Origin of the sequence: Moraxella sp. CTOTU46711, from assembly GCF_031975715.1 — a bacterium.
GTDB lineage: Bacteria > Pseudomonadota > Gammaproteobacteria > Pseudomonadales > Moraxellaceae > Faucicola.
In genome coordinates, this window is record NZ_DALYMP010000008.1 from 22828 (window position 1) to 40581 (window position 17754).

At 45.4% G+C, this 17754-nt stretch carries 16 protein-coding genes; 9 read left to right on the plus strand and 7 right to left on the minus strand.

Features of this window, described 5'->3' with window-relative positions; translation table 11 throughout:
* The first annotated feature begins 186 nt into the window (after positions 1 to 186).
* Entirely contained in the window at positions 187 to 888 is a 702-nt protein-coding gene (yihA, locus tag RTJ53_RS09885; protein WP_312276811.1) for a ribosome biogenesis GTP-binding protein YihA/YsxC, read from the plus strand.
* Positions 889 to 891: 3 nt separating this feature from the next.
* On the opposite strand, the gene RTJ53_RS09890 is transcribed toward yihA, so the two are convergent.
* A complete protein-coding gene (locus RTJ53_RS09890; RefSeq protein ID WP_312276812.1) occupies positions 892 to 2511 on the minus strand; it encodes a M48 family metalloprotease in 1620 nt (539 codons plus the stop codon).
* 288 nt (positions 2512 to 2799) lie between these two features.
* Between RTJ53_RS09890 and RTJ53_RS09895 the strand changes: the two genes are divergently transcribed.
* From RTJ53_RS09895 to thiS, 4 genes are all read left to right on the plus strand, one after another.
* Positions 2800 to 3162: a sulfurtransferase TusA family protein gene (locus tag RTJ53_RS09895; RefSeq protein ID WP_312276813.1), complete on the plus strand. Its 363-nt coding sequence runs from the start codon at positions 2800 to 2802 to the stop codon at positions 3160 to 3162.
* Positions 3163 to 3236: 74 nt separating this feature from the next.
* A complete protein-coding gene (gene rpoH / locus RTJ53_RS09900) occupies positions 3237 to 4418 on the plus strand; it encodes an RNA polymerase sigma factor RpoH (RefSeq protein WP_312276814.1) in 1182 nt (393 codons plus the stop codon).
* Between the two features lie 5 nt (positions 4419 to 4423).
* A complete protein-coding gene (locus tag RTJ53_RS09905; protein WP_312276815.1) occupies positions 4424 to 4792 on the plus strand; it encodes a DUF423 domain-containing protein in 369 nt (122 codons plus the stop codon).
* A gap of 47 nt (positions 4793 to 4839) precedes the next feature.
* Positions 4840 to 5040, plus strand: coding sequence for a sulfur carrier protein ThiS (gene thiS, locus RTJ53_RS09910; RefSeq protein ID WP_312276816.1), 201 nt, complete (start codon positions 4840 to 4842; stop codon positions 5038 to 5040).
* A 56-nt stretch (positions 5041 to 5096) separates the two neighbouring features.
* Here thiS and RTJ53_RS09915 read toward each other — a convergent pair whose 3' ends face one another.
* Together RTJ53_RS09915 and RTJ53_RS09920 are read right to left on the minus strand one after the other, a co-directional pair.
* Positions 5097 to 6335, minus strand: coding sequence for a cation:proton antiporter (locus RTJ53_RS09915; RefSeq protein ID WP_312276817.1), 1239 nt, complete (start codon positions 6333 to 6335; stop codon positions 5097 to 5099).
* Positions 6336 to 6600: 265 nt separating this feature from the next.
* The gene (locus tag RTJ53_RS09920; RefSeq protein ID WP_312276818.1) at positions 6601 to 8358 is read right to left on the minus strand and encodes an RNA polymerase factor sigma-54; all 1758 of its coding nucleotides are present in this window, start codon (positions 8356 to 8358) and stop codon (positions 6601 to 6603) included.
* Between the two features lie 227 nt (positions 8359 to 8585).
* On the opposite strand from RTJ53_RS09920, the gene RTJ53_RS09925 reads away from it, so the two are divergent.
* Together RTJ53_RS09925 and RTJ53_RS09930 are read left to right on the plus strand one after the other, a co-directional pair.
* On the plus strand, positions 8586 to 9611 hold the full coding sequence (locus RTJ53_RS09925) for a nitrilase-related carbon-nitrogen hydrolase (protein ID WP_312276819.1): 1026 nt from the start codon (positions 8586 to 8588) through the stop codon (positions 9609 to 9611).
* Positions 9612 to 9628: 17 nt separating this feature from the next.
* Entirely contained in the window at positions 9629 to 10087 is a 459-nt protein-coding gene (locus tag RTJ53_RS09930; RefSeq protein ID WP_036594464.1) for a cyclic nucleotide-binding domain-containing protein, read from the plus strand.
* Positions 10088 to 10162: 75 nt separating this feature from the next.
* Here RTJ53_RS09930 and RTJ53_RS09935 read toward each other — a convergent pair whose 3' ends face one another.
* The 4 genes from RTJ53_RS09935 to lptM form a co-directional block, all read right to left on the minus strand.
* Complete coding sequence (locus RTJ53_RS09935) at positions 10163 to 11185, minus strand: tyrosine recombinase XerC (RefSeq protein WP_312276820.1); 1023 nt, start codon at positions 11183 to 11185, stop codon at positions 10163 to 10165.
* 24 nt (positions 11186 to 11209) lie between these two features.
* Entirely contained in the window at positions 11210 to 12142 is a 933-nt protein-coding gene (gene dapF, locus RTJ53_RS09940; protein WP_312276821.1) for a diaminopimelate epimerase, read from the minus strand.
* A 184-nt stretch (positions 12143 to 12326) separates the two neighbouring features.
* Positions 12327 to 13541: a diaminopimelate decarboxylase gene (gene lysA, locus RTJ53_RS09945; RefSeq protein WP_312276860.1), complete on the minus strand. Its 1215-nt coding sequence runs from the start codon at positions 13539 to 13541 to the stop codon at positions 12327 to 12329.
* Positions 13542 to 13623: 82 nt separating this feature from the next.
* The gene (lptM, locus tag RTJ53_RS09950; RefSeq protein WP_312276822.1) at positions 13624 to 13926 is read right to left on the minus strand and encodes an LPS translocon maturation chaperone LptM; all 303 of its coding nucleotides are present in this window, start codon (positions 13924 to 13926) and stop codon (positions 13624 to 13626) included.
* Positions 13927 to 14263: 337 nt separating this feature from the next.
* Here lptM and RTJ53_RS09955 point away from each other — a divergent pair, with 337 nt between their 5' ends.
* Positions 14264 to 15439 carry an acetate/propionate family kinase gene (locus RTJ53_RS09955; RefSeq protein WP_312276823.1) on the plus strand — a complete coding sequence of 392 codons (1176 nt, stop codon included), beginning with the start codon at positions 14264 to 14266 and terminating at the stop codon, positions 15437 to 15439.
* Between the two features lie 64 nt (positions 15440 to 15503).
* A complete protein-coding gene (gene pta, locus RTJ53_RS09960; RefSeq protein WP_312276824.1) occupies positions 15504 to 17648 on the plus strand; it encodes a phosphate acetyltransferase in 2145 nt (714 codons plus the stop codon).
* Positions 17649 to 17754 lie beyond the last annotated feature (106 nt).

Consider the following 17754-nt stretch of genomic DNA (forward strand, 5'->3'; position numbering starts at 1 on the left):
ATCGAATAATTGATATGGCTGATTATTATGCCATAACTCGATAATCATGTAAAAGTCATTTGCAGGTTGGCAAGCGGTTTTCACTACAAAAAATATCTCACAAAAACAGCGGTAGCAAGTGCTCAAAATTTTGGGTTATGGGTATTTGCTGATACAATAGCGCTTTAACATTAAGATTATGTGCTGATGATGGATTCTACTAACACCCTTGCGCCAACTGCGATTACTGACGATAGTGACGCAGCAAAACGCTGGTTGCATCAAACCCAATTTATGCTGTCTGCCCCTACCTTTAAACTGTGTCCTGCCGATACGGGTCGCGAAGTTGCTTTTGCTGGCCGCTCAAATGCTGGTAAGTCCTCTTGCATTAATGCATTGACCCAGCAGCGCCAGTTAGCCCGTTCCTCCAAAACTCCCGGTCGCACCCAAATGATTAACTTTTTTAATATGGGCAATTTGGATCAGCGTTTGGTGGATTTGCCAGGGTATGGCTATGCGGCCGTGCCCGAGGCGATGAAAAAAGAATGGCAGTCAGAGCTTGAAAAATACCTAATTTCGCGTAAAAGTCTCGCCGGTTTAGTGCTGCTCACAGACATTCGCCATCCACTAAAATTCTTTGATGAGCAAATGCTACACTGGGCAAAAGATGGTGAGCTTGAGGTTCATGTGCTATTAACCAAAGCCGATAAACTCAAATATGGTGCTGCCAAAAATACCTTACAGCAAACCCGCAATCAGCTTAATAAATTAAAATTGCCGTTTAGTATTCAATTATTTTCCGCCCAAGATAGAATTGGGCTCGAAGAACTGTCATTGAAACTTGGCAATTGGTTGGCGCTACCCGAGCAGGATGAGCCAACAGATAATGAACCTACGTTAGCCCTCTAATGGTTAAGAGGGTTTAAACTGATTGGCGTCTTGCACTTGGTTGATTTGCTGGTTCAGCAGTGCCAGCAAAGATTGGTTACTAGGTAGCTGCTTTGCTAACGATTTGGCTTGGGTGAGTGATGTCACCGCGTCTTTTAGCTCATTGCGCCATAACTCGCCATACGCGCGATAGCGTAACGTATTGATGTGATGAATCAGTTGCTCATCACCGCTACGATGTTTTGCGAGTAGTTGACTGGCTTGTTGCAATCGATCCCACACCATGACATCACGGGGATTTTGCTTGGATAAGGGTTGAAGCAGCGCTAACACTTTTTGACCACTCTCTGCAGTAGGTCGATATTTTAAATAAATATCACTCAGATAGCGTGGCACGTCTGTGCGCTCAGGATACACAGAAGCGAGTTGCTGCAATTTAGCGATTGCCACATCAACATTGCCTTGCTGCGCAGCTAACTGGCTAAATGTCACGACTGCCAACGGATTGGCGAGCGTGTTGATGTCCTTGTCAAAATCCTGCATTAAATTTTGTGCCGCTTTGGGTTGTCCGTTATCGATATAATAATTAATCAGCGCAAGCTTGGCACCTTCACTCGTTTTTGCCCCTTGTTCCAAATCGGCTTTGTTGACTAGATAGCCATAGTAGCGAGCACGCCACTGGATTTGTTCAAACAGTTGCGCGCGCTGCTGTTGAATAGATTGATAACGGTTTGACGCCATATTGGCTTGGCTATCACGCTTATAAGTTGCGACTCGTGCCCTTGCTTCACTGATTCTATCTGCGGTGAGCGGATGGCTTAAAATAAAACTGGGAATTAAGGTGTTACTTTTGACAGGGTTTTGTTGGTCTAGGGTGGCAAAGAAACTGGGCATGGCATTGACATCATAGCCCGCTTGGTTCATGATTTGCATGCCAATACGGTCGGCTTCTCGCTCTTGACCGCGGCTATAGGAAGCAGCAGCGTTGGCAGACATCGCCTGAGAGCCTAGCATGACAGCGGCAGCGGCATCACCATCTCCGACTTTGGATGCTGCGACGCCCGCCAAAAGACCGCCTGCCTGCATCAGTAGCTGTTTGGTCTTTTCATCATTGCGATGTTGGTAATGGCGCTGGCTGACATGAGCAATCTCATGCGCGACGACGCTCACTATTTCATCCAGACTTTTGGCTTTATCCAACAAACCGACATTGATGCCGATAAGCCCAGACGGTACCGCAAAAGCATTGATTTGCTTGTCATTGATAATCACCAGCCCCATGGGCGCGTTGAGACCTGCTACTGCATTGATTTGCCACACAATTTGTTCAAGCGATTGCTGCAACCAAGGGTCTTTTATCAGCGCTGCATTGCCGTTGATTTGTCGAAGTGCCCACTCACCGACTTGACGATTTTGCTCGGTATCGATGAGCGCTTGCCCATTGTCCATAGAGGCTAATTGGCTATTCACCTTGGTAGCCTCAGCACTTGCAATCATGACTGGATTAAAAGCAGGCGCACTTTGATAGGAAAAGTTATCGACAGCAAGCACGCCCGTTGATAAGGTACTTAATATAGCCACTACGGACGTTTTTCTTAATAAATAACTAGCAGATAAATAACCAGCAAGTGGATTGATGGGCATGCGCGACCTTTGACAGCGAATTAGCTTAGAATGATGTTTAAAAAAATGGTGTTTAAAAAAATGTAAATGCTAAATAATACTGCTCAATATACAAATTTCAGCAGCTTTAAAAAGCCAAATTTTGTAATGATATCTTGCTACAATCTACCCGCTACTGAGTGCAGGATAAAGGTTAAATTTTCAAAAATATAATGCTAACTTTGATTTATCTCAATCGTCTACACTTGTAATTTATCCTATAATAACCATCTAACACACTTTGAATTTTCAACTAGCAATTTTATTACCATGACGGATTCTTCTCAGATTACGCTAAATCCTGCCTTACTATCGGATGACGCCTTTTGCCAAGATTGGGGATTGTTTCGCTCAGGCGAACATAATGACCTCCACATCGATGCTCAAATTGAGCATTATGTGGATGGTAAAGGACTCGCCTGCCCGATGCCGCTGCTTAAATTGAAAATGGCACTAAAAAAAACCGCGTTGGGTAATGCAGTGTATGTGACTGCAACCGATCCCAATAGCAAGCGTGACATCGCAGCTTTTTGTCAGCATGCCGGATATACACTGGTACAGCACACATCAATCACACCGTCTGAAAATATAACAGACACAATCTTTCACTCGATCATAACCAAAAGTTGCTAAACGCCTCTTACAAAAAAGCTGGCTTTAAGGCATACTAAATAACAGAAATTAAAGGACAATTGACAGGCTATTTCATGGCTACAAAGACCAAAACAACGACAATAAAAAAGACTGCCAACGCAAAAAAATCGACCAAGCTTGACGATAAGCTCAATGACGATCCACACGCTGCATTTGATGACATCGACGATGACGAACTCGATGAATTTGACGAGCCAGACTTTGATAGCTTAGGCGACGACGATATTGACCTTGCACAGCTCCCTGATAGTTATGATGACTATGATGAGTTGGTGGACGAGGCTGATGACGACTATGACGATGAGTTTGCTGAAAAACCACGAAAAACTGTATCGCGATCCCGTCAAAAGAAAGCCATGACCAATGCCCTTGTTCCTACCATGCCGACTGCGTTATCTGCCCCTGGGGTGAATTTAGGCGCGTATATCAATGCGGTTCATCAAATTCCAATTTTGACAGCAGAGCAAGAACAGGAGCTAGCGCATCGCTATACCGACGAAGGAGATGTAGAAGCAGCACGGCTGCTGGTTATGTCGCATCTGCGATTTGTGATTCACATTGCGCGCAGTTACTCTGGTTATGGTTTACCACAAGGCGACTTGATTCAAGAAGGCAATGTCGGCTTGATGAAAGCAGTAAAACGTTTTGACCCAAACAAAGGCGTGCGTTTGGTGTCTTTTGCCGTGCACTGGATCAAAGCTGAAATCCATGAGTTTGTGATTCGCAACTGGCGTATCGTCAAAGTCGCGACCACCAAAGCGCACCGCAAGCTGTTTTTTAACTTACGCTCACTGAAAAAAACCAATAACCAGTTAACGCTCGAAGAAGCCGAAGCGATTGCCAAAGACTTAAATGTTACCGTAAAACAAGTGCTAGAGATGGAAAGTCGTTTGACTTCGTATGATGCATCGTTTGAAGCACAAAGTGATGATGAAGACGAAGGTCGCTATGCACCGCAGTATTTTTTAGAAGATGCGGCTGATCCAGCCGATATGGTAGAAGATGCTGATTGGGAAGAAAATAACAATTCAGCCTTGATGGAAGCGATGGAAGACTTAGATGATCGTTCGCGGGATATCGTACAGCAGCGCTGGCTCAATGAGCAAAAAGCGACCTTGCACGAGTTGGCGGCGGAGTATAATATTTCAGCGGAACGGGTACGCCAAATTGAAAAAAATGCCATGGATAAAATCAAAGAAGCCATGTTAGCCAACACCCATTTGCAGTTGGATTAACTGTCATGAACTGGATAAGCATTGGCGCGATAAATATGGCAGTGGCGGTCGCCTGTGGGGCATTTGCCGCACATGGGCTTAAACCGCGTTTGTCAACCGAGCAAATGGCTTGGTGGCAGACGGGTACGCAATACTTTTTTTATCACGCGCTTGGGTTGTTGATTGTTGGTATGTTATTGCGTATAAACCTCACATCCCCTACTATCGCGTGGGTGATGCAACTGGGTATTGTGTTTTTTACAGGTTCACTATATTTGATGGCGTTGGGGATGCCACGCTGGTTAGGGGCGATTACTCCGATTGGCGGCACGCTGTTTATTATTGCATGGATTTGGCTTGCTATCAGTGTTGCTAAGCACACTTCATCAGTTTAACTATATTTAACCATGACAGGAAGCGTAACAAAACAGGAAGCGAAATAATGCCACAAGTGACTCTAAATGGTGACGTCAAACAAACGTTACATCAAAATCTCTTACAACTATTGGATGAAATGGGGCAAACCCAAGGTCGTTTTGCTGTTGAAATTAACGGTGAATTGATTCCAAAAAGCCAATTGGCAGATGTCAACTTACAAGATGGTATGAATATTGAAGTGGTGCAAGCGGTGGGTGGTGGCTAATCATATCAGCGTAAAAAAAGCGGGTAACTTACCCGCTTTTTTATTTTTGCGTTGCACTAATTTTTAGTCATGGCTAATAAACGGTTGGCGGTTAGCCCATGTAAAAACACCGACATTGCAATCATTACCACACAAATCACCCAAATTTTTAGCGCTTCATCACTGGTAAATACGCCTTTATTCATCGCATAGGCAATATAATACAATGTACCAATCCCACGAATGCCAAGCCCTGCCGTTACCCAGCGTTCATTGCGACTCATCCCCAATTTACCTAGACTAAAATAACCCACGATGGGACGTATCAAAAATATAAACGCCAAGCATACCACATACACTTGCCAGCTAGGGGTAACATCACTCGCTAACGCTTGACCTACCAATAGTCCTAAAAATACCATCACGAGCGACATCAGCAAACCTTCAATTTGCTCAGCAAAATCATGCAAGCCGTCATGATATTCATGTTCACATTCTGAGCGCCGAAGGGTTAATGCGGCGACAAATACGGCAATAAAACCATAACCATGCACGAACTCTGTGATGCTATAAGCCAGTAACATCAAGGCTAATACCATATAACTTTGCTCGACTTTATCGGGATATGCCTTGGTAAATAGCCAGTTTGCCAAAAATTTACCGACACAGTAACCCGCAGCCACCCCTGCGATGATTCGCCATAACACATCATAGCCCAACCAATGCAGCCAATCTTCTGCACCAAAACCCTGATTGAGAGACGCAGCGGTAGCAATCGCTATCGCTAAATACACGAACGGAAATGCCAGTCCATCATTGAGACCCGCCTCTGAAGTAAGGGTAAATCGGGTCACATCTTCCTGTCGTTCGGAGTTGGGTGGACCTACTTGAATGCTTGCCGCTAGCACAGGGTCGGTTGGTGCTAGCACCGCACCGAGCAAAATAGCCGCCGCCATACTGAGTCCAAAAATATAATGCCCCATCAATGCCATCGCGGCGATACCGACTGGCATCACAATCACCAATAGCCTTAAGGTCGGTTGCCAAGTTTTCCAATTGAGCGGACTATCAAGTTTGATACCACAACCGACCAACGAAATCAGCACCACCACTTCTGTAACTTTCTCGATAGGAACGCCATAATTAAGCGGATTAATTCTAGGCAGCCCCATAAAAAAATACCCTAGCAGTGCGCCAAAGGTAATTTGTATCATAGGCAGGGATATCGAAAGCTTGCGCGGTAGCACAGGAAAGAATGCCCCGATTAAAAACGCCAACCCTAAAAAAAGTAAAATCAAATTATAGTTTTCAAGCATACCTGTGTACCAAGATAAGTTGCTAAAAGAGCCATGTTACTGCGTGTAAGGTTTATCCCTTATGAATCCATTATGCAAAAAGGTGAGCATGCCATCAACCATTGCTGTTTAGCAAAATACCAAGAGATTTGTTAACAGTTCGAGAGTTGAGTTAAATTTGAAAGCTGAGTTATATTTGAAAATTTAGTTATATTTGATGGCTTAGTTAAATTTGAGAATTCAGCTAGAAAAGATTTTGACTGACCATCAAATCACAACATTGCGGTCAAAAACGCACTTTACGCTGCGTAGAAGAACCGATATTCATACCTTCTCGGTATTTGGTCACGGTACGACGGGCAATATCAATGCCTTTATCTTGCAGGTTCTTCATAATACTACTATCAGATAGCGGTTTTTTGGGGTCTTCTGCCTCAATCATTTGCTTGATCATCGCGCTGATAGCGGTTGAAGAAACGCCTTCCCCCTCATCACTACTGACTTGACTTGAAAAGAAATACTTTAGGCTAAATAGCCCTTTGGGGGTAACAATGGTTTTGCTGGTAGTGATACGAGAAACGGTTGACTCATGCAAGCCCACTTCATCTGCCACATCTTTAAGTACCATCGGCTGCATTGCCATGACGCCTTGCTCAAAAAAAGCCTGCTGACGTTTGACGATACAGGTTGCAACTTTTAGTAGATTTTGATTACGCTCTTCGATACTACGGATAAACAGCCGCGCATCATACAGCTGCTCTTTTAGATAAACGCCTTGCTCGCTGTTGTCATTGCGGCTGACAAGCTTGGCATACACTTGGTTAATACGCAGTTTTGGCAAGGTTTCTGGGTTTAGGCTGACTTCCCAATGCTGTCCACGCTGCACCACAATGACATCAGGAATGTCGTAGCTTTCAATGCCATTATCAAGCTGGCGCTGTGATTTTTCATAAGACAGTGCAGGATTGGGGTTTAATGTGCGCAATAAGGCAAGCGCAGGCTGAATCTCAGAGACATCAAGATTGGATGATTTAAGCAGTGCATTGATGTTATTGTTGGCAAAAAATTCTGAGTGCATCAAAATTTGCTTGGCTGCTTGCCAAGAGGGGGTATCACTCGGTAATTTATTGAGCTGAATCAGCAAGCATTCTGCCAAATTTCGCGCACCAACGCCCAGTGGCTCGCAGTTTTGTATTTGCTTAACCACAAGCTCAATGTCTTCTAGCGCCAAGTCCACGTTTTCAACTTGATAAAATGACAACATGGTATCAAAACTTTGAAATAGCTCATCATTCGATAATGTGATAAAACCGCGCTCGTCCATGCTATCAATCAGATACTCCGCCATCAGCATATCAATGGTGGATAGCCGTCTTAAATTCAGTTGCCAACGGACATAATCTTGAATGTTTCCTTGCGTGGCAAGCTTATAATCATCCTGACTGTCTTCGTTATCCATGCCCGCGGTTGCCGCAGATTCATAGCTATAAATATCATCCCACTGTGCATCCACCGGCATGTCGATTTGCTGGCTGGTAAGATGCTCGCTACTATCAATGCCGTCTAAGCCAAATTCCTCATCATAGCGATAATCGCTGTCTGCATGACTGTCACTGTAACTATCACTTGCATACTCATGCACTGCTGAGGGTTCACTGTGTTGCGGATAATCTTGGCTAGCAGAAGCAGCATAAAAGTCATCCGACGCTAGATAATCTTTTAACACCTCAGTTTCATGACGGGTATAGTCATCAAAATCAGCTTCAGACAACTCAACACCTTCTACTTGATAGTCATCATCGTCATAGTCATAGTCTTTATCTGTATCGTGTTCTGGATAGTTTTCGCCATCGGGTAGGTTATCGGCGTCGTCATAAGACGTCTCCCAATCTTCTTCACGCTCAAGCAGAGGGTTGCTATCGAGTTTAAGCTGCACTTCTTGTTCAAGCTCAAGACTCGATAATTGCAGCAAGCGAATTGCCTGCTGCATTTGTGGGGTAAGTGTCATCCCCGTCGTTAGCTTTGCCCCAATACCAATTTTCATAACGCGTTTTTTTAAGCCTTACTCTAATGAGGTTAGTTTAGATGGTGTGTCCATGCTCTGCTAGGTTGCTAGTTTAGTATTGTTTCAACAAGATATGCTAGTATTTTTTGACATTCAGCCGTATATTAATTATCTGCACTTAGATTCGCTTTACTTAACTGTGCTTAGCTTTACTTAGCTGCAGCACCCACAAATTTCCCTAAATTTTTTGCTTACGAAATCACACCATGACAAAACTGACAAAATTTGCGATTGTTGAACTCAATAGCCAGACCGATATGTTAGCAAATCTTCAATCTATTGAATTAGGTATTAAAATTGCCAGTGAACGCGGCACCCGCATGGTGATTTTGCCAGAAAACGCTTTTTGTTTTGGCAAACAGGGTTTTGCCAGTCAATATTTTGATGCCTTAAAAGCTTGGTCGGCACAGGCTGCCCGCCACTACGGTGTGTATCTGCTGGCAGGAACCTTGCCCTGCCCGTATCGACCTGATGGTACGCCTGTGGCTGACGGCAAACTTCGGCAAAGCTCACTATTATTTGATCCTGCAGGCGACTGCTTAGCGCGCTATGACAAAATTCATTTGTTTAAAGCCACCGTCAATGATAGCACAGGCAATTATGATGAAGGTAGAACCTTCGAAGCCGGTAATGAGCTCATTGTGGCGGATACTGAGTTTGGCAAAGTCGGCATGATGGTATGTTTTGATATTCGTTTCCCCACCCTTGCGGTCAAACTACGCGAACTAGGCGCAGATATATTGACCGCGCCTTCGGCGTTTACCTACCAAACAGGTAAGGCACATTGGCATGCGCTACTCACCGCAAGAGCGCTCGATAGTCAGTGCATGGTTATTGGCGCAGGTCAGACGGGTGACCATGTGGTCAATCCCTCAGCGCCTAGCAACGTTCGCAGCACTTGGGGGCATAGCGAATTTATCAGCAGTGATGGTGAGAACGTTTTGACCCAAACAATCGACGCAGCAAACGATGCAGCAAACCGAGATTTTGATATCACTAACAATTTAGCGCATTTACCTTTATCTGCCAAAGCGGCAAGTTGGCTGCCTAAGTCAGATAGTCGCCTAGAGCTTGACAAAAATGCTGACCAAAATACTAATAAAACAACCCTATTACAGCAAGCGCCGACCGTGATTTTTGCCGACTTTGATGCGGATGCGCAGCAAATAACTCGGCAGAATATTGCATTGCTCGAATGTCAAAAATTGACTATCATAACAAATAATACCTAACGACCTTTAAGCGAAAAATGGATAATCCACTTTTTGAATATTTAAAGAATAGCCCAATTTTTAGCCGTCTTGATCCTTATATGTTTCAAGTGGTCGAAAACTCATTGCACTTTAAACAGTTGAGTCCGCAAGAAGTGTTATTTACGGAAGGCGAGCATGGCGATTTTATGGCGTTTTTGCTGATTGGCGAGCTATCAGTCATTAAATACAGCCCTTCAGGGGCAGAAATTAAAGTTGGCGAGATTCGGGCGGGCGAAAGTACCGGTGAAATGGCACTGTTAGATTTATTAACTCGCTCCGCCACCATTAAAGCCGCCAGCCTGTGTGCGCTTGTCACCTTGTCCCGCGCTGATTTTGAGCGACTGTTATCAGATTATCCTCGTATCGGTGTTGAGATGCTGCGTGGCTTAGCGATTATCTTGAGCCTTAATCTTCGCCGTACTTCTGAGCATTTGACCCGCGCGGTAAATGCTTAAGATGGCTAAGGCTGATGTGGCTAGGCTTAAGCTTAATATTTTTTTCATGCTTAAGTTGCTGCTTAACCTCTCCCATTATCTTCGTGAGCGTGGATGCGCTTTGTCATACACTTGCGATAAATGCCCAAAATCCAAATGGGTATAAATCTGTGTGGTACTGATATCACTGTGTCCTAGCAATTCTTGAACACCACGCAAATCACCACTATCACTTAAAATATGTGACGCAAAACAGTGCCTTAGCAAATGCGGGTATAAATCTTGTGCGATACCGGCACGTTTAGCCTGTAGCTTGATACGTAGCTGCACGGTGCGCGTTGAGATACGCGTCCCATAACGCTCACTGACAAATACCGCAGGGTCTTGCTCTTCCACCCACAGCGAGCGATGCGGCAAATAGTTGATGAGTGCTTGCCAGGCTTTTTCGCCAATCGGTACGATGCGCGTTTTTCCGCCTTTACCGAGTACTCGTAACAGCCGCTGTGATTTGTCGATGTCAGACATATTAAGTCCCACGAGCTCGCCGACCCGTAAACCACTGCCATACAGTAATTCTAGCATGGCTTTATCGCGCATCCATAACCGTGCTTCTTGGCTATCTTCTGGCGCAGCTTGGTCTAATAACTGGGATAATAAATCGATATCAAGTAGCGTAGGCAAGGGTCTCGGGGCGCGTTTAAGACGTATGGTTGTGGTGGGATTTAGTGTCATCAGCTGCTGAGCAATCAACCATTTATAAAGTTGACGCAACACGGTTAGTTCATATTGACTACTGGCTTTGGATATTTTATCGACATCTAATCGTTGAATTAGGAAGTCTGATAATTGCTGACGGGTGATGTGATAAAGCTCGGTATGCTGTTGGTAGCAATACGCCAAAAAAGGCTGTAGCGCTTGGCGGTAGCTTTTGATGGTCGCTGCGCTATAACGCTTACTGCTTAGCTCAGCAAGCCAGCGATCTACCAAAGCTTGGTCATCTGTATTGAGCACAGTTTCTGCCTCATGTGGCATTAAGTGGGTGGGCAAATCATCGATTGCTGATTTGCCTACACGGTTGCGCTGATTTTTCCCTTCGCTCGGTATACGGCTAGTTGGCATAGTGTCGGTTAGCGAGGTTGGGGGCTATTCATGGTAAGGATGTCCCTCGTCTGAGCGATGTTCCTCACTTGATTGTGCCGGCGCAAATTTCAGCCCCGCACCTGCCATCAAACCCTCAGGACTAAACACCCCTTCGTACACAAAGGTCGCAGGACCCGTCATATACACAGGATAGCCTTGTTGCCAACGAATCACTAAACTGCCGCCATACAACTGTGCTCGAATATCCACGCCTTCATCTAGCCAGCCTTCACGCACCCCTGTGGCAACGGCAGCACACGCGCCCGTACCACAAGCTTGCGTTTCGCCGACGCCGCGCTCATAGACGCGTAGCCTGATATGGCGATTATTCATCACCTGCATAAAACCAACATTGACGCGCTCAGGAAATGCAGGGTGGCTCTCAATCGCTTTACCGAGTTTTTCCACCTCTGCTGTCAATACATCATCCACTTTGATGACGGCATGGGGATTGCCCATATTTGCCACATAGAGTGTCACAGGCGTACCATCAACATTGAGCCGATATGAGTTTTGAACTTTAGTAATGGTTTTGGGGGTAAAAGGAATCTCATCGGGCTCAAATTTTGGTTTGCCCATATCCACTTTTACCCAGCCATAATCATCGGTGCTAAGGGTGATAATACCGCTGGCGGTTTCTACCCGAATACGCTGTTTAAATGACAACTTACGCGCTTGCACAAAACGGGCAAAACATCTAGCGCCATTGCCACATTGCTGCACTTCACTGCCATCTTTGTTAAAAATACGATAGCGAAAATCGACATCAGGGCGGCTTGGCGGCTCAACAATCAGCAACTGGTCAAAGCCAATCCCTAAGTGTCTATCCCCTAACAACGCTACCAACTCTTTGGTCAAGTGAAGTCGCTGTGTGACTAGGTCAATGACCATAAAGTCATTCCCCAGTCCATGCATTTTGGTAAATTCAATTAACATTGTTATTCCTTAAAATTATTTTGATTTATGCACGCTATCTTATCATGATAGCTGATTTTTTATAAGGTAATTGGGGAACAAAAAAACCTTAGCAAGTCAAGCAAATTTGGGCTCGGTTGCTAAGGTTTTGGGCTCAGAGGAATCAATAAGGCTTAGCGTTGCCAGCAAACCTTACAGTTTAGATTTAATCTACCAATTTTTCGTTTTGCCAAAGGCTCTCAACCGTTTCACGCTCGCGAATGACATGGGCGTGACCATCTTTGACTAAAATTTCACAAGCACGTGGGCGGCTATTATAATTACTCGACATGACAAACCCATACGCCCCTGCACCTGTGATGGCTAGAATATCATTGTCAGCCAACGCTAACACACGGTTTTTTGCCAAAAAATCGCCCGTTTCACAAATCGCCCCGACCATATCCCATACTTTGGGTTCAACCGGTGAGTTCAACTGTGTGGGAATGACTGCCATCTCTGACTGATAAAGTGCCGGACGAATCAAATCATTCATCGCGGCATCGACAATGGCAAAATTTTTGTGTTCGGTAGGTTTTAAAATATCCACGCGGGTCAATAATACACCTGCATTGGCAACGATACTACGGCCTGGCTCTAGATACAGTGTTAAACCTAAAGTTTTCAGTTTTGGTAAGAGTAACTGCGCAAATTCTTCAATACTTGCAACGTCTTCGTCAATATACTGCACACCCAAGCCACCGCCCAAATCAATATGCTCAAGCGCAATACCTTGCTTGGCAAGTGCGTGAATCATCTCAATGACTTTATCCAATGCATCCATAAAGGGCTGAACTTGGGTCAACTGCGAGCCAATATGGCAATCAATACCGACGACTTTTAGGTGCGGTAGGTCATGGGCAATTTGGTAGATACGCGGCGCATCTTCATGAGTGATGCCGAATTTATTTTCTTTGAGCCCTGTGGAGATATATGGATGGGTTTGCGCGTCGACATTGGGGTTGACGCGTAGCGAAATTGGCGCTTGCTGCTGTAGTTTGCCTGCCACTGCATTGATGCGGTACAGCTCAGCTTCTGATTCGACATTAAAGCAAGCAATCCCTACTTCAAGGGCACTGCGGATATCTTCAGCGGTTTTGCCAAGTCCTGAAAATACGATTTTTTTGGGGTCGCCACCTGCAGCCAAAACCCGCGCAAGCTCGCCACCTGTGACAATATCAAACCCTGCCCCTGCTTTGGCAAGCTCGTTTAATACAGCAAGGTTACTATTGGCTTTTACCGCATAACAAATCTGATGCTCAATCTCAGCAAAACTATCATCATAAGCTTTATAGGCTGCCAAAATCGCCTGCTGACTATACACATAGGTCGGTGTGCCGAAGGTCTTTGCAATATCTGCAAGACTGACGCCATCCATCATCAAGCCATTGTCATCATAACTCAGACAGTTGCTTGACTTGACGTGTTCGGTCGGGATGATCGCTAAACTTGCGGCTGCATCATCAGTAATCATTTTTACCTCCAACCGATGGCACCGATGGCGTAGTCGCTGAGTGAGGCGCTGAATGCGGCGCTTGGGTTGCGTTATTGTCGATCATAACGTTGGGATCTTGGGTGTTGACATCGACTTGGGTATCAGAGGCATTGGCAGTGGTGCTGGTCGGTTTGGCGGCAGCATCAACTACTTGTTGGCTATGGTTGGTAGGTAGGTACAATGCCCCTTTTTGCCCACATCCTGTCAGCACATTGGTTGCCAACATCACCGTCAGCACGGCGATTATTGGGGATAATTTTGAAATTTGCATGAATGCCCTTAATTTTAAGAATAAAATAAGTGTAAAAATAGAATTTGCGATGGGGTTATTGTAGCTGTTTTTGCGTTTTATAAGCAATTATCTCACCTTACTAAAGATGAGCATTAAATCCATGATTTTTGTTAATTTTTCATTTTGTTGACACCAGCATTGTTGTGGTATGCTTTTTTGCTATAGTGATGACAACAAAAATTTGGCAAAAAATTGCCACAATACATTTTTTTTAATCTACAATAAATTACTTAAGACAAGGATAGCTTAAAATTTAATCCAATTAGGAAGGGGCTTGTTGCAAGGAATGCACAAGATCTTGTCTAAAGGAACAGCCATGCAAAATCCGATCTTAGTACTTAATTGTGGGTCTTCATCAATCAAATACGCGTTATTAAGCAATGACAGCAGCGAGCGCGTTGCCGGTCTTGCGGAAAACTTGGGCTTAGATACGGCGCGTATCAAACACACCGACCTCAATGGCGAAAAAGTCGAAATCTCTTTGGCAGGCGCCAATCACCAATGGGCGCTGCAAAAAATATTAGGTTTATTAGCAGCTTACAAACCTGTTGCCGTGGGTCACCGTGTGGTGCATGGCGGACGCGAGTTTTCTCATGCTGAAAAAGTCAATGACCATGTCTTGGCGGAAGTCAAACGGCTAAAAGTATTGGCACCCCTGCACAACCCCGCCCATGCCTTAGGTATTGAAGCGGTGGAAAAAATCTACCCAGATTTACCGCAAGTGGTCGTGTTTGATACCGCCTTTCACCAAACCATGCCCGCCAAAGCCTACCGCTACGCCATTCCAAAAGATTTGTACAATGAGCATTATATCCGTCGCTATGGCTTTCATGGTAGCTCGCACGCCTATGTCAGCCACCGCGCTGACAGCCTAGCCCCTCATCACCAAGCCAATGGTTGGATTACAGTGCATTTGGGCAATGGTTGCTCGTTAACCGCCGTGTATGATGGCAAAAGTCTGGACACCAGCATGGGTCTGACCCCGCTTGAAGGTGTGGTCATGGGTACGCGCAGTGGTGATGTTGACCCAAGTTTGCATATTCACTTACACCGTATTTTGGGCTATAGCCTTGACCAAATTGATACGATTTTAAATAAACACAGCGGGTTGTTGGGCATTTCAGGTATCTCAAGTGATATGCGCACGGTGGAGCAAGCCGCCAATGAAGGCAACGAAGATGCTAAACTTGCCATCGAAATTTTCTGTTATAAGGCAGCCCGCTATATCGCTTCACTCAGCTGTGCGTTACCGACCTTCACTGGCTTGGTATTTACCGGCGGTATCGGTGAAAACAGCGCCTCGATTCGCCAAAAAATCTTACAAAACTTGCCGCATTTTGGCATCAAAGCGAACCTTGACAAAAATGCCGAACTCTCTCGCGGTGCAGAAGGTAGCTTCCACCAAGCCGACAGCCAACTGCAATTGTGGGTGATTCCGACCGATGAAGAATACCAAATCGCCAAAGAAACCAAAGAAGTCTTAGGTTTATAAACCCTCTCACCCTGATGCCTCATCAGGGTTTTTAGTTTGAATAAAACAACAAATAGGAACTATCATGCAAACTATTTTATTTGTGCCTACCAGTACTGGCATTGGCTTGACCTCAGCTTGTTTGGGTTTTATCCGTGCACTTGATTATATCGGGCTAAAAGCAGGATTTTTAAAACCTTTTAGCCAAAATACCACCGCCAATCATGAGAGTGATGACAGCTCAAGTGTGCTTGCAAAACATGCCTTTAACTTAAACCCACCAACATCCATTGACCGTAGCCGCTTAGAGCGCGTGATTGGGGATGGTCAGTTAGATGACTTGATGGAAGAAGTGGTTGCCAAGCACCAAGCATTGGCTGAACAATATGACGTTATCGTCTGTGAAGGTTTGGCTGCCGACAATGATTCAAGTTATGCGGAATTGGTGAATTTAGCCATCGTCAACGCGCTAGATGCCAAAGTCATTTTGGTCAGTAGTGGCGATATTGCAAACCCTGATAGTTTGGTAGACAAGCTAGATATTTTTGCCCGTGATTTTGGCGGTATGGCAAGCGAGCGTACGCTAGGCACGATTTTGATGCGTGTCAAAAACGTGGACAACCACTATGATGAAGCACCCGTCGCGCCGGGTAAAGCCAAAGTTGATTTGGCAGCTGAGCAGTTACAGGCGATTAAATCCCACTCCCCTTATTTTGACTCCGATAAATTTCGCTTGATTGGCGTGGTACCTTTTAGCAACACCTTAAGTGTGCCCCGTACCTGGGACGTGGCTCGTGAGCTTGATGCCAAATGGCTCAATGAAGGCGATGCCAAAAACCGCCGTGTGCTCAATACCTTACTGGTTGCGCGTACCGTTGCCAATATTGAAGATTCTTTCACCCGTGGCAACTTACTGGTGACGGCAGGCGACCGTGATGATTTAATTTTGGCAACTGCGCTTAGCACCATGAATGGTGTGCCGCTAGCAGGTCTTATTCTGACAGGCGGTATCGTGCCGAACCAAAAAATTATCAATCTGTGTCGCCCCGCGCTAAAAACGGGGATTCCTGTGATGCTGGTTGATACTGACAGCTTTGATACTGTCACCAAACTTAACCACATCAGCCATGAAATCCCCGCCGATGACACCACTCGCGCCAGTGAAGTCACCGATTTTGTCGCCGCGCATTTGGATTTGGACTGGATCAAAACCACTTTTAGTCAAGGCAACAATAACCGTAAACTCTCCCCTTCGGCTTTTCGTCATACCTTGGTCAAAAAAGCCCAAGCTGCCAAAAAAACCATCGTACTGCCTGAGGGCGCTGAGCCCCGTACCGTTGAAGCGGCTGTCATCTGTCAGACTCGTGGTATTGCCCATTGTATCTTACTTGCCAAACGCAGTGAAGTCGAAGAGGTTGCCAAGAACTTGGGGCTCACCCTACCTGAAGGCCTGCAGATTCTTGACCCAGAAAGCTTGATTGACAAGTACGTCAAACCCATGGTTGAGCGCCGTAAAGGCAAACTCGATGAACTGCAAGCCCATGAACAGCTCAAAGATACCGTCGTGCTGGGTACGATGATGCTGCACTTGGGTGAAGTCGATGGTTTGGTATCTGGTGCCGTGCATACCACCGCCAATACTGTCCGCCCTGCGTTTCAGTTAATTAAGACAGCGCCGCAGTACTCGCTGGTATCGTCTATTTTCTTTATGCTACTGCCTGAGCAAGTGGTGGTATATGGTGACTGTGCCATCAACCCAGACCCTACCGCAGAACAGTTGGCTGAAATCGCCCTACAATCTGCCCAATCTGCCAAAGCGTTTGGTATCGAACCCAAAGTTGCCATGATTAGTTATTCGACAGGGTCATCAGGTGAAGGCGCAGACGTGGATAAAGTGCGTCAAGCCACCGAAATCGCCAAAGCCAAAGCGCCTGATTTGCTCATTGATGGTCCGTTACAATATGACGCTGCCAGTGTCGCAAGCGTGGCAAAATCAAAAGCGCCAAACTCGCTGGTGGCAGGTCAAGCCAATGTGTTTATCTTCCCAGATTTGAACACTGGCAATACCACCTATAAAGCGGTGCAGCGCTCTGCCAACGTGGTGAGCGTCGGTCCTATGCTGCAAGGTCTCAACAAGCCTGTAAATGACTTGTCGCGTGGCGCCTTGGTTGAAGATATTGTCTATACCATTGCGCTCACAGCCGTTCAAGCTGATAGCGGTGAGTTTTAAGCTTTTATATTTAAAAAAAGGTGAGTTTAACACTCACCTTTTTGTTGTCTATCGCCATTGGCTGTCACACAGGATATCAGCCTAAATGCAAGGCAAGGCTACTATT